This is a genomic window from Streptomyces sp. NPDC055078 (genome assembly GCF_053607985.1).
Genome location: NZ_JBSGUP010000196.1, coordinates 1 through 12,588 on the forward strand (window position 1 = coordinate 1; position 12,588 = coordinate 12,588).

The window sequence follows — 12,588 nt, forward strand, 5'->3', positions numbered from 1 at the left end:
GGAGTGCGGTGCCAGGGCACGCGAGCCCAGCAAGATCCAAACGAGAGGCCCTAGGGCCTGTCCGATCCCTCAGACAGGCCCCCCTCCCGGGGGCGCGGGCCCGCTGGGTGCGGGATCAGCACTTGGGCTTGGTGGCGGGTGCCGGCCGTGCCAGGGCGGCCAGGGCGGCGTCGGCGGCCGGCTTCGGGGACAGTGCGGTGAAGGCGGTGCCCAGGATGAGGTCGACATCGGCGGTGGTCCGGGCGTCGGTCTTCGTCGTGGCGCCCTTCAGCTGGGTGCCGAGCAGCTGGAAGGAGCCCTTCGCCGCGGTGGGCGCCCCCAGCAGCATTCCCGCGCTCGGCACCTTCTTGTCGTACGCCTCCGGCGCGTTCCCCACCTTGCCGATCGCGAAGCCGCGCTTCTTCAGCTCGTCCGCCGCCGCCTTGGCGAGGCCCGCGCGCGGGGTCGCGTTGTAGACGTTCACGGTGATCTGGCCCGGTTTGAGGTTCACGGCGGCGACGGGTGGCGCGGCCGATCCCTTGGGCGCGGGCTTGCAGTCCGACGCGCGGCTCGTGGATGTCGTGCCGTCGCCGGTGAAGACATCGATGAGCTGGAGGGTTCCCCACCCGGCCAGCCCGAGGGCGGCCACGGCGGCCACGACCGCCAACACGATCCTGCGGCGATTGCGCGGACGTCGCATTCGCGGGTACTTGTCGCCCGTGATGCGGTACTTTCCGCCCATGCCGGGGGGAGTGAGCATGCTCATGGGCGCAGCGTAGTGCGACCCGGGGGCCATGCCTACAAGATGATCAACTGATTGCGTCCGTACGGTCGTCGAAAGGGCCCGAAAGGGTCAGTCGACGGGGTCCCGGCCCGGCTCGCGCCCGGCTCGCGGACCCCGGTTCAACTCGCGCCCGGTTCGGCCCGGGGGCCCCGGCTCGGGGCTCAGCTCAGTTCGAGGACGCGCGCGTGCAGCACCTGGCGCTGCTGGAGCGCCGCTCGTACGGCGCGGTGCAGGCCGTCCTCCAGATAGAGATCGCCCTGCCACTTCACGACATGCGCGAAGAGGTCCCCGTAGAAGGTGGAGTCCTCCGCGAGCAGCGTTTCGAGATCGAGCTGGCCCTTGGTGGTCACGAGCTGATCGAGGCGGACCGGGCGCGGCGCGACGTCCGCCCACTGCCGGGTGGATTCCCGGCCATGGTCGGGGTAAGGCCGTCCGTTGCCGATGCGCTTGAAGATCACACGGAAAGCCTACCGGGCGAGCGGCTCCGGGCGCAGCCAAGGCGGCGGAGTGCGATCCTGGGCAAAACTCAGCAAAACGGGAAAACAGGGGTCCCTCATGGCCGAGAGCCTGCCGAAGCCTGCCCAGGAAATCGCCTCGGGGTATGCCCTCACCGGTGCCGCACTCGACCTGGGCGCCCTGCTGTGGGACGGGGAGTGTCTGGCCGGCGCCCCCATCCGTATTCCCCTCGCCATGATCAACCGGCACGGTCTGGTCGCGGGCGCGACCGGTACCGGCAAGACCAAGACGCTCCAGCTGATGGCCGAGCAGCTCTCGGCGAACGGGGTGCCCGTCTTCCTCGCCGACATCAAGGGGGACGTCTCCGGGCTCGCCGCCCCCGGGCAGCCGAACGACCGGGTCCGGGAGCGGGCCGGGCAGGTGGGGCAGGAGTGGGCCGGGGAGGGGTTTCCGGCGGAGTTCTACGGGCTGGGCGGGATCGGGCCCGGCATTCCCGTACGGGCGACCGTGACCAGCTTTGGGCCCGTACTGCTCGCCAAGGTGCTCCAGCTCAACCAGACCCAGGAGCAGTCCCTCGGCCTGATCTTCCACTACGCCGACGCCAAGGGGCTTGAGCTGGTCGATCTCAAGGATCTGCGGGCCGTCGTCGCCTTTCTCGTCTCCGAGGAGGGAAAGGGCGAGCTGAAGACCCTCGGCGGGCTCTCGGCCGCCACCGCCGGGGTGATTCTGCGCTCGGTCACCGCGTTCGAGCAGCAGGGCGCGGGGAGCTTCTTCGGCGAGCCCGAGTTCGACACCGGCGAGCTGCTGCGGACCGCGCCCGACGGGCGCGGGCTGGTCTCCGTACTGGAGCTGGCCGCCGTGCAGGACAAGCCGCAGCTCTTCTCGACCTTTCTGATGTGGCTGCTCGCCGATCTCTTCCACGATCTGCCGGAGGTCGGGGATGTGGAGAAGCCGAAGCTGGTCTTCTTCCTCGATGAGGCGCATTTGCTGTTCACGGGTGCGACGAAGGCGTTCCTGGAGTCGATCACCCAGACCGTCCGGCTGATCCGCTCCAAGGGCGTCGGGGTCTTCTTTGTGACCCAGACGCCGAAGGACGTGCCGTCCGATGTGCTGGCCCAGCTCGGCAACCGCGTACAGCACGCGCTGCGGGCGTTCACCCCCGAGGACGCGAAGGCCCTTAAGGCGACCGTGCGGACCTTCCCCAACTCGGCGTACGACCTGGAGGAGGTGCTGACCGGTCTCGGCACGGGGGAAGCGGTGATCACCGTCCTCAGCGAGACGGGGGCGCCGACGCCGGTCGCCGCGACCCGGCTGCGGGCGCCGCGGTCGCTGATGGGGCCGATCGAGGCGGGGGCGCTGGAGGCGGCGGTGAAGGCGTCGCCTCGGTACGGGCGCTATGCGGAGGCGGTGGACCGGGAGTCGGCGTACGAGCGGCTGGCGGCGGGGGCGGCGGGGGGCTCGGTGGCGGCGCCTGCGCCTGCGCGTGAGCTTGGGCGTGAGCCTGCGCGTGAGCGGGAGGAGGCGGCTCCCGCTGCCGCGGAGGACGCCGATGAGGGGTCGCTGGTGCGGCAGGTGGTGGGGAGCGGGGTGTTCCGTTCGCTGGCGCGGTCGGTGGGGACGCAGCTCGGCCGCGAGATCTCCCGGTCGCTGTTCGGTACGGCTCGCCGCCGCCGCGGCTGAGCGCGGGGCGCGGGATCCCGGGGGCCTGTGCCCCGGGTCCCTGTCCGGCGCGGGTTCTCCGCTGGGGCGCTGCCCCAGACCCCGCGCCTCAATCTCCCCCAGAGCTTCGCCTGGGAGGTGCCCCCAGGCGGGGCTTAATAGGGTGGCGGGCGGGGCTCAGAGGGTCTGGAGCGTCACCAGGGTGATATGGAGGTTCGCGCCCTCGCCCTCCGTTTCGAGGCGGACCCGCTGGCCCGGCCGCAGCAGCCGCAGACCGCCCGCGTCGAAGGCCGCGGCGTCGAACTCCACCGGGGTGCCGTCGTCGAGCAGCACACTTCCGGTACGGGTCTCGGCGTCGTAGGTGTACGAGGTGGCGTGCATGGCCGTCAGCCTACGGCCTGTCCCTGAGGGCGTGCGCCGCCAGCCGGGCCGCCGTGTGCGGGCCCACCCCCAGGGCCAGGGCGGCGGCGAGATCGTCCCCGGTGTCGACGTCCTGGCGCACCGAAGCGACGGTGCCGAGCGGGATTTCCAGGGCGCCCGAAGCCGAATGCCGGCGCCGGGACGGGCCGCCGAATCCGGGCCGCAATTCCACCCCGGGGGCCGCCGACAGCAATGTCGTACCGATACCGGCCGCGTCCGCCAGAAAAGCCCGGGGAAATCCCGCCGCGAACGCCAGGACCCGCGCCAATTCAAGCGGTCGCAGGGCGGGCAGATCCGCGTTCAGAGCGGCCACCGCCGCCCCCGGACGCAGTCGGCGCACCGCCCGCGCGCCATGGGCCAGTGCCGGGTTGAGACCCGCGGCCGGAGTGTCGGGCACGATCCGCGCGCCCAGTGCCGCCAGCTCCGCCCCGGCCAGGGGATCGTCCGTGACAACTGCCACATCCCGCACCGCCGCGCAGGCCAGCGCCCCCGCCACGGTGTCCTGGGCGAAGGCGAGAGCCAGCCTCGGCCGCAGGATCCCATCGGCCGTCGCCGCCAGCCTGCTCTTCGCCAGGACGAGCGGCTTCAGCGGGATCACCAGGGACCAGCGGACCGTCGGGTCGGTGTTCGTGACGAGTTCTCCGTCCATGCGCATCGCGCTCCATTGTCGCCCGGCCCGGCGACAATACGGAGGCCGGTCCGGTGACCGGGGCGTACGGTGTGCTCGACAGACCAGGGGCCTGGGGCGACACTTGACCCCCGGCAGCCGGGCCCGGACCCGGCCGTAGCGAAAGGGTGTCCGTGTGTCCCGCCGTAGAATCGGCTTCTGGTACCGCCTGGCGGCGGTCATCGCAAAACCGCCGCTGTTGGTTCTGTTCAAGCGGGACTGGCGGGGAATGGAACACATTCCGGCCGACGGCGGATTCATCACCGCGGTCAATCACAACTCGTATCTCGACCCCCTTTCGTACGCACACTTCCAGTACAACTCCGGACGGGTGCCGCGCTTTCTGGCAAAGGCTGCCCTGTTCCGGGGCTCCTTCGTCGGGATGATGCTCCGCGGCACCGGACAGATCCCCGTCTACCGCGAGACCACCAATGCGCTGGATGCCTTCCGGGCCGCCGTCGCCGCCATTGAGCGCGGTGAATGCGTCGCCTTCTATCCCGAGGGCACCATCACCCGCGACCCCGAAATGTGGCCCATGGCGGGCAAGACCGGCGCCGCCCGGGTCGCCCTGCTCACCAGGCCGCCCGTCATTCCCGTCGCCCAGTGGGGCGCGAATCTCGCCGTGCCGCCGTACGCCCAGGAGAACAAGCTGCGGCTGTTCCCCCGCAAGACGCTGATCGTGCAGGCCGGGCCGCCCGTCGACCTCTCCCGGTTCTACGAGCTGGAGCCGACCCCCGAGGTGCTGCGCGAGGCGACCGAGGTCATCATGGCGGAGATCACCGCACTCCTTGAGGACGTACGCGGCGCGAAGGCCCCGGCCGAGCCGTACGACAACCGCAGGGCACGCGCAGAACAGCGGCGCAAGGCCGCAGGGGAAGGAACGATGTGACACACCCCGCCAAGGCAGCCGTCTTCGGAACCGGCTCATGGGGAACGGCCTTCGGCATGGTGCTGGCGGACGCGGGCTGCGAGGTGACCCTGTGGGGCCGCCGCGCCGAACTCGCCGAAGCCGTCAACACCACCCGTACCAACCCCGACTATCTGCCGGGAATCGAGCTGCCGCCCACCCTGCGGGCCACCACCGATCCCGCCGAGGCGCTGCGCGGCGCCGACTTCACCGTCCTCGCCGTCCCCTCCCAGACGCTGCGCGGCAACCTCGCCGCCTGGGCGCCGGAGCTGCCCGCCGGCACCGTCCTCGTATCCCTGATGAAGGGCATCGAACTCGGCACCGCCAAGCGGATGAGCGAGGTCGTCCAGGACGTGGCCGGGGTGCCCGCCGAGCGGGTCGCCGTTGTCACCGGGCCCAACCTCGCCAAGGAGATCGCCCAGCGGCTGCCCGCCGCCGCCGTTGTCGCGTGCGGCGACGAGTCCGTGGCCCGGCGGCTCCAGTCCGTCTGCCACACCCCCTACTTCCGCCCGTACACCAACACCGACGTCGTCGGCTGCGAACTCGGCGGCGCGGTGAAGAACGTCATCGGACTCGCCGTCGGCATCGCGGACGGCATGGGCCTCGGCGACAACGCCAAGGGCTCGCTGATCACCCGGGGGCTCGCCGAGACCACCCGCCTCGGCCTCGCCATGGGCGCCGACCCGCTGACGTTCTCCGGACTCGCCGGACTCGGCGATCTGGTGGCGACCTGCTCGTCCCCGCTCTCCCGCAACCACACCTTCGGCACCAACCTCGGCAGGGGCATGACGCTCCAGGAGACCATCGCGGTCACCAGCCAGACCGCCGAAGGCGTCAAGTCCTGCGAATCGGTGCTCGATCTGGCCCGCAGGCACGGGGTCGACATGCCGATCACCGAGACCGTCGTCGGCATCGTCCACGAGGGCAAGCCGCCCGTGGTCGCGCTCAAGGAGCTGATGTCACGCTCCGCCAAGCCCGAACGCCACTGACGCGCCGAACACGAGGGCCCGGCCCCCGGGGCGCGACCCCGGGCCGGTCCCGAACGCCACTGACGCGCGCACCGCGCCGCGAGCGCTGACCCCAGGGGGACCAGCAGGTACGCTCAACGCGATATGAGCACCGAGAACCTCTCCCAGAGCCCTGGTCCGCAGAGCCCCGGGCAGCCGCCGCGCAAGCCGCGGGTGGCAGTCGTCTTCGGCGGGCGCAGCTCCGAGCACGGAATCTCCGTGGTCACCGCCGGTGCCGTGCTGCGCGCCATCGACCGTACGGCGTACGACGTCCTGCCCATCGGCATCACCCAGGACGGCCGGTGGGCGCTCACCGCGGATGAACCCGACCGGATGGCGATCACCGACCGGCGTACGCCGAGCGTGGAGCAGCTCGCCGATTCCACCGACGGCGGGGTCGTCCTCTCCGTCGACCCCGGCAGCCGTGAGGTCGTCTACAGCGAACCCGGTTCCGTGCCCAAGGCCCTCGGCGAGGTCGACGTCGTCTTCCCGGTGCTGCACGGCCCGTACGGCGAGGACGGCACCATCCAGGGGCTGCTGGAGCTGTCCGGCGTGCCCTACGTCGGCTCCGGCGTGCTCGCCTCGGCCATCGGCCAGGACAAGGACTACATGAAGCGGATCTTCAGCTCCTTCGGGCTGCCGGTCGGCCCTTACGCGGTGATCCGCCCCCGCGAGTGGGAACTGGACCCGTCCGCCGTCCGCAAGAAGATCATCGACTTCGCCGGCGACCACGGCTGGCCGCTGTTCATCAAGCCCGCGCGCGCCGGGTCCTCGATCGGCATCACCAAGGTCGACGACCTCTCCGGGCTCGACGAGGCGATCGAGGAGGCGCGGCGGCACGACCCCAAGTTCCTGGTGGAGGCGCTGCTGCGCGGCCGGGAGATCGAGTGCGGGGTGCTGGAGTTCGAGGACGGGCCGCGCGCCAGCGCCCCGGCGGAGATCCCGCCCGTGCAGTCCCACGAGTTCTACGACTTCGAGGCCAAGTACATCGACTCGGCGTCCGGGATCGTGCCCGCTCCGCTCACCCCCGAGCAGACCGCCGAGGTGCGCCGCCTCGCGGTCGCCGCCTTCGAGGCCGCGTCCTGCGAGGGGCTGGTCCGCGCGGACTTCTTCCTCACCGAGGACGGCGGTTTCGTCATCAACGAGATCAACACGATGCCCGGCTTCACCCCCATCTCCATGTATCCGAGGATGTGGCAGGAGACCGGCGTGGACTACCCGGAGCTGGTGGACCGTCTCATCCAGGCGGCACTGCGCCGCCCGACCGGCCTGCGTTAGCCGTACGGCCGTGTGACGTCGCGTCGCCCTTAAGGGGCGCGGGTCGGGGCGCAGGACCCCGGGTACGCCGGGGCGCCCGGGACCTCCGGCGTCGCGTGGATTCCCGCGTCGTGTCAATTCCCGCGTCGTGTGGGTACCCGCGTTGCGTGGATACCCGGTTTCCGGGTTCTCGGTTTTCGGTTTCCCGACTTCCCGCCGACGGCGGCGCGGGACCCCGCTCACCTCCCTCAGGGGCGCCGGGTCCTCCGGTCGGCGTCCACGGCGCTCCCACCGGTCCTCCCTCCGGCCGGGGGACGCCACGGCGCACAGTACGATCACGGCGTCACCCCGGTCGACGGTCGGTCCGGAAGCCGAAGCGGACGTCGGCCGGGACGTTGGTGCGGGGTCGGTGCGGGGTCCGGGGCCGGGTGTGGTCCGGCTTCCCGTGCGGTGCGGTGCTGTGCGGTTCGGTGCGGTTCGGCGGCCACGCCGGGCGGCCCGCCCGGACTCCGGGCCGGGAACCGCGACCGGCGCCGCCGCGTCCGTGGTGGAGCAGCCCGCGACAGCGAGCGGCACCACGGCGGAGGCGCGGGGCGGGACGGATGGGCCGGCGGATATCACCGGCCAAGCGCAGAGCGGGGACTACAGGTGCACGACCGGGCAGGTCAGGGTGCGGGTGATGCCGTCCACTTGCTGGACTTTGGCGACCACCAGCCGACCCAGTTCATCGACCGTATCGGCCTGGGCGCGCACGATCACGTCATAGGGGCCGGTCACGTCCTCGGCCTGAATCACTCCCGGAATCTTTCCGATGGCCTCGGCGACGATCGACGCCTTGCCCACCTCGGTCTGAATCAGAATGTACGCCTGTACCACGGAACCTCCAGGGCGGCCCGAGAATCTTGTCCCCTACCGTCGGTGGGGAGACCCCAGGGGAGAGAAAGGGACGCCACGGTATCGCGTCGTCATGGGCTGCGGGGAGACCTGGGTACCGGGTGGCGTCCGCGGTGTGGCGTGCGCAAAGCAGAAGTTGGCGGATCCCGGGCCGCGACCGACGGTACCGGTCGCGCGAACGGTTCGCGACCGCAAGGGCGGAGCCCCGCCCTCCGCCCGCGATCAACCGTCCGCGATCACCGGCCCACAGGGCTCGCCGACACGGGCAGCCGGTCCCCGGCCGCAGGGCTCCAGGCCCCGGCCGTACGGTTCCGGTCCCCGGCCGCAGGGTTCCGGGCCCCGTTCGCGGACGGCCGGTGCGGTGCGGTACTGGTCGGTTCATGGCCGCACATGGTTGGCTCGCTGTCGCGGGCGGACGACAGCCCTGCCGGGTGGTCCGGCAGAACGACGGAGAGGTGAGACTCGGGTGAAGGGCACTGTGGGCGAGTTGGGGGAGTTCGGGCTCATCAGAGAGCTGACCTCCCGGCTCACCTCCACCCCGGCGGTCAAGATCGGGCCCGGCGACGACGCCGCGGTCGTGGCCGCGCCCGACCGCAGGGTCGTGGCGAGCACGGACATCCTGCTGGAGGGGCGGCACTTCCGCCGCGACTGGTCGACGGCGTACGACGTGGGCCGCAAGGCCGCCGCACAGAACCTCGCCGACATCGCGGCCATGGGCGCCGTCCCCACCTCACTGCTGCTCGGCCTGGTCGTCCCGGCCGAACTGCCCGTCACCTGGGCCACCGAGCTGATGGACGGCATCCGCGACGAGTGCCAGGTCGCGGGCGCGGCGGTCGTCGGCGGCGATGTCGTACGCGGCGAGGTGATCACCCTCGCCATCACGGCCCTCGGCGATCTGCGCAACCACGACCCCGTCACCCGGGACGGAGCGCGGCCCGGCGATGTCATTGCGTACACGGGCTGGCTCGGCTGGTCGGCGGCCGGGCACGCGGTCCTCTCGCGCGGCTTCCGCTCACCGCGCGCCTTCGTGGAGGCCCACCGCCGTCCCGAACCGCCGTACCACGCGGGGCCCGCCGCCGCCGGACTCGGCGCGACCGCCATGTGCGACATCAGCGACGGACTCGTCGCCGACCTCGGCCATATCGCGGAGGCCAGCAAGGTCCGCATCGATCTGCGCTCGGGCGCCATCGACATCCCCAGCCAGATGAACGACATCGGGCAGGCCGTCGGAGTCGACCCCCTCCAGTGGGTCCTGACCGGGGGAGAGGACCATGCGATCGTGGCGGCCTTCCCGCCGGAGGTGAAGCTGCCCGCCCGCTGGAAGGTCATCGGGGAGGTGCTCCCCCTCGCCCCGAAGCAGCCGCCGCCCCAGGTGACCGTGGACGGGGCGCCCTGGCACGCGAAGGGCGGCTGGGACCACTTCGGCCCCGGGCAGGGCTCGTGACACCGCCGCGCGTCCTGACCGTCGCCGGGTCCGACTCCGGCGGCGGCGCGGGCATTCAGGCCGATCTGAAGACCATGCTGGCCCTCGGCGCCCATGGCATGAGCGTGATCACCGCCGTCACCGCCCAGAACTCCCGGGGCGTGCAGGGCTACTGGGAGCTGCCGGTGGAAGCCGTACGCGCCCAGTACCGCAGCGTCGTCGACGACATCGGCGTCCAGGCCGTCAAGACCGGCATGCTGGCATCCGCCGCGCTCGTGGAGGCCGTCGCCGAACTGCTCGCGGCCACCGGAGCGCCCGTGGTCGTCGACCCCGTCGGCGTCTCCAAGCACGGGGACTCGCTGCTCGCGGCGTCCGCGCTCGATTCCGTACGGCAACGACTCCTGCCCGTCGCGACCGTCGCCACCCCCAACCTGGACGAGGTGGCACAGCTCACCGGCGTCGAGGTCACCGACGAGGCGGGCATGCGGCGGGCCGCCGACGCCGTGCTCGCCCTCGGGCCGCGCTGGGCCCTGATCAAGGGCGGGCATCTCGCCGGGGACGCGGTGGACCTCCTCACCGACGGCACCGGCGAGCACTGGCTGCGCGCCCCCCGGCACGACAACCGGCACACCCATGGCACCGGCTGCACCCTCGCCTCCGCGATCGCGGCCGGGCTCGCGAAGGGGCTGGACGTCCCGGCGGCCGTGGCGGCGGCGAAGGAGTACGTCACCGGGGCGATCGCGGCCGGGTTCGCGCTGGGGGAGGGGATCGGCCCGGTCGACCACGGCTGGCGGTTCCGGTAGGAGCGCTCACTGGTACCGGTGGGAGTCGCTCAGGGACGCCGTCCGGGCGGGCGTATGCCCCGGCGTATGGACGGGGCCGCTGTACGGGCCTTCGTGCGGATACGACGCTGGTACGGCGCCGGTACGGCCCCTTTCGTACGGGCAGGGGCCCCGCGTACGGCGAAAAGCCGGCCCACCGAGGTGGACCGGCTTTCAAGGCAACCGCAGGGGCTGCGCCACGACGAATCGCGTTAGCGCGAGACCTTGCCGGCCTTGATGCACGAGGTGCAGACATTGAGCCGCTTCGGCGTCCGACCGACCACGGCACGCACGCGCTGGATGTTCGGGTTCCAGCGACGGGACGTACGGCGGTGCGAGTGCGAAATGTTGTTGCCGAAGCCCGGCCCCTTGCCACAGACGTCGCAGTTGGCAGCCACGGGTCACTCCAAAGACTTCAGATGCACTTACAGTGAAATCCGGCGTGCCGGAGATCAGTGGTGCTGATATCGGTGGCTTTGCCGGGGGAATGGCCCGACTCTCATCGGGCAACCGGAGCAGCATACAACGACTGCGTCCGCCCTACGAAACTACCATGGCTCCCTCGGCCCCCCGGCCAGGTGCCCGCCCCCGGCCGGGGTCTACCCTGCGGTGCAGCCCGCTGCCCACGGCCCCGGAGGGCCGGCCGGCCGTTCCCACAGGAGGATCATCCAGGTGCCGCAGACCCTCGACGCCGCAGCCGTACGGCTCTGGTGCGCACAGGCGCTGGAGGCCCTCGGCCGGGAGCGCGAGGAGATCGACGCGATCAACGTCTATCCCGTCGCGGACGGTGACACCGGCACCAATCTGTATCTCACCGTCGAGTCCGCCGCCCAGGCCGTCGAGGCGGTGTTCGCCGCCCATGAGACCGGCTCCGGCGAACCCTCCGCGGCCGATGCCGTACGCGCCATGGCGCACGGCGCGCTGATCGGGGCGCGCGGGAACTCCGGGACCATCCTGGCGCAGCTCCTGCGGGGTGTGGCGGACCGGGTGGGGGCCGGGGACGGACTGGCCGGTGCCCTGCGCCGGGCCGCCCTGCTCGCCCGCGAGGCGGTCGCACACCCGGTCGACGGCACCATCCTGACCGTGGCGTCCGCCGCCGCCGACGCGGCCGATGCCGTACCGGGCGCCTCCGCAGCCACGACCGCCCGAGCCGCGTACGACGGAGCCCGCGTCGCCCTCGAAGCGACCCCCGGGCAGCTCGCCGTCCTCGGCCGCGCGGGCGTGGTCGACGCGGGCGGGCGCGGGCTGCTGACCGTCCTCGGCGCGCTCGTCGAGGCCCTCTCGGGGGAACGGCCCGCGGCACCCGCCCCCGGCCCGCCCCGGACCGTCCCCCTCGCCCTGGACTCCTGCGCCGACAGCGGTCCCGCCTTCGAGGTGATCTACCTCCTGGAGGCGGCGGACGCCGCCGTGGCGAGGCTGCGGGCCCGGCTGGACGCCCTCGGCGACTCCCTCGTCGTCGTCGGCGGCGACGGCCTGTGGAACGTCCACGTCCATGTCGACGACGCGGGCGCCGCCGTCGAAGCGGGCGTCGAGGCCGGACGCCCCTACCGCATCCGCATCACCCACTTCGACACCCCCGCTCCCGTACGCGAGCAGGTACAGCGCGCCGTCGTCGTGGTCGTTCCCGGGGAGGGCCTGGCCGGTCTGTGCGGCGAGGCGGGCGCGACGACCGTCCTGGCGCGGCCCGGCGAGCCCCCGGCCAGCGGTGAACTCGTCGACGCCATCCGCCGCGCCCACGCCCGCGAAGTGGTCCTCCTGCCCAACTCCGCCGACCTCCGCCACACCGCTGCCGCCGCCGCCGAACAGGCCCGCGCCGAAGGCATCCGTGTCGCCCTCATCCCCACCCGCGCCGCCGTCCAGGGCATCGCCGCCCTCGCGGTCCACGAACCCGACCGCCGCTTCGACGAGGACGTGGTCGCGATGACGGCCGCCGCCGGGGCGACGCGCTACGCCGAACTCGCCGTCGCGGAGCACCGGTCCTGGACCTCGGCCGGGGTGTGCCAGGCCGGCGACGTCCTCGGTCTCATAGACGGCGACGTCGCCGTCATCGGCACCGACCTGACCTCCACCGCGCGCACCGTCCTGGACCGGATGCTGGCGGCCGGCGGTGAGCTGGTCACCCTCGTCCTCGGCGAGGACGCGCCCGACGGTGACGCGGTCGCGACGGACCTCGAACGCCATGTCCGCGACACGCACTTGGCCGTCGACACCCTCCTCTACCGGGGCGGCACCACCCCGACGCTGCTCCTCATCGGCGTGGAGTAGCCCCCACCCCCGCCCTCCGGCCGGTGCCTGTGCCGGGCCAGTCCGGCCC

Annotated in this window: 13 protein-coding genes; 7 read left to right on the top strand and 6 right to left on the bottom strand. The window is 72.3% G+C overall.

Features of this window, described 5'->3' with window-relative positions; genetic code table 11:
• Positions 1-115: 115 nt before the first annotated feature.
• Both ACWF94_RS18280 and ACWF94_RS18285 read right to left on the bottom strand, forming a co-directional pair.
• Positions 116-745, bottom strand: a complete 630-nt coding sequence (locus ACWF94_RS18280; RefSeq protein ID WP_453488846.1) for a LytR C-terminal domain-containing protein — start codon at positions 743-745, stop codon at positions 116-118.
• A gap of 179 nt (positions 746-924) precedes the next feature.
• Complete coding sequence (locus tag ACWF94_RS18285; protein WP_323448625.1) at positions 925-1,221, bottom strand: type II toxin-antitoxin system VapB family antitoxin; 297 nt, start codon at positions 1,219-1,221, stop codon at positions 925-927.
• 97 nt (positions 1,222-1,318) lie between these two features.
• Between ACWF94_RS18285 and ACWF94_RS18290 the strand changes: the two genes are divergently transcribed.
• On the top strand, positions 1,319-2,899 hold the full coding sequence (locus ACWF94_RS18290) for a helicase HerA-like domain-containing protein (RefSeq protein WP_453488849.1): 1,581 nt from the start codon (positions 1,319-1,321) through the stop codon (positions 2,897-2,899).
• A 156-nt stretch (positions 2,900-3,055) separates the two neighbouring features.
• On the opposite strand, the gene ACWF94_RS18295 is transcribed toward ACWF94_RS18290, so the two are convergent.
• Both ACWF94_RS18295 and cofC read right to left on the bottom strand, forming a co-directional pair.
• Positions 3,056-3,259 carry a hypothetical protein gene (locus ACWF94_RS18295; protein ID WP_453488852.1) on the bottom strand — a complete coding sequence of 68 codons (204 nt, stop codon included), beginning with the start codon at positions 3,257-3,259 and terminating at the stop codon, positions 3,056-3,058.
• Positions 3,260-3,269: 10 nt separating this feature from the next.
• Positions 3,270-3,953: a 2-phospho-L-lactate guanylyltransferase gene (cofC, locus tag ACWF94_RS18300; protein WP_453488854.1), complete on the bottom strand. Its 684-nt coding sequence runs from the start codon at positions 3,951-3,953 to the stop codon at positions 3,270-3,272.
• Between the two features lie 148 nt (positions 3,954-4,101).
• Between cofC and ACWF94_RS18305 the strand changes: the two genes are divergently transcribed.
• The 3 genes from ACWF94_RS18305 to ACWF94_RS18315 all read left to right on the top strand — a co-directional run bounded on the left by ACWF94_RS18305 (position 4,102) and on the right by ACWF94_RS18315 (position 7,157).
• Positions 4,102-4,854 (top strand): lysophospholipid acyltransferase family protein, encoded by a 753-nt coding sequence (locus ACWF94_RS18305; protein WP_453488857.1) that lies wholly within the window; start codon positions 4,102-4,104, stop codon positions 4,852-4,854.
• Positions 4,851-5,861, top strand: a complete 1,011-nt coding sequence (locus ACWF94_RS18310) for an NAD(P)H-dependent glycerol-3-phosphate dehydrogenase (protein WP_453488859.1) — start codon at positions 4,851-4,853, stop codon at positions 5,859-5,861. Before ACWF94_RS18305 ends, ACWF94_RS18310 begins: the two co-directional genes overlap by 4 nt.
• A 123-nt stretch (positions 5,862-5,984) precedes the next feature.
• Entirely contained in the window at positions 5,985-7,157 is a 1,173-nt protein-coding gene (locus tag ACWF94_RS18315) for a D-alanine--D-alanine ligase family protein (protein ID WP_453488862.1), read from the top strand.
• Between the two features lie 621 nt (positions 7,158-7,778).
• Here the strand turns inward: ACWF94_RS18315 and ACWF94_RS18320 are convergent.
• Complete coding sequence (locus tag ACWF94_RS18320; protein ID WP_453488865.1) at positions 7,779-8,012, bottom strand: Lrp/AsnC family transcriptional regulator; 234 nt, start codon at positions 8,010-8,012, stop codon at positions 7,779-7,781.
• A 484-nt stretch (positions 8,013-8,496) separates the two neighbouring features.
• Here ACWF94_RS18320 and ACWF94_RS18325 point away from each other — a divergent pair, with 484 nt between their 5' ends.
• Positions 8,497-9,474 (top strand): thiamine-phosphate kinase, encoded by a 978-nt coding sequence (locus tag ACWF94_RS18325; protein WP_453488868.1) that lies wholly within the window; start codon positions 8,497-8,499, stop codon positions 9,472-9,474.
• Complete coding sequence (gene thiD / locus ACWF94_RS18330) at positions 9,471-10,256, top strand: bifunctional hydroxymethylpyrimidine kinase/phosphomethylpyrimidine kinase (RefSeq protein ID WP_453488871.1); 786 nt, start codon at positions 9,471-9,473, stop codon at positions 10,254-10,256. The genes ACWF94_RS18325 and thiD overlap by 4 nt, the downstream gene beginning before the upstream one ends.
• 230 nt (positions 10,257-10,486) lie before the next feature.
• Here thiD and rpmB read toward each other — a convergent pair whose 3' ends face one another.
• Complete coding sequence (gene rpmB, locus ACWF94_RS18335; protein WP_003957616.1) at positions 10,487-10,672, bottom strand: 50S ribosomal protein L28; 186 nt, start codon at positions 10,670-10,672, stop codon at positions 10,487-10,489.
• Between the two features lie 274 nt (positions 10,673-10,946).
• Between rpmB and ACWF94_RS18340 the strand changes: the two genes are divergently transcribed.
• A complete protein-coding gene (locus ACWF94_RS18340) occupies positions 10,947-12,539 on the top strand; it encodes a DAK2 domain-containing protein (RefSeq protein ID WP_453488873.1) in 1,593 nt (530 codons plus the stop codon).
• Positions 12,540-12,588: the final 49 nt, after the last annotated feature.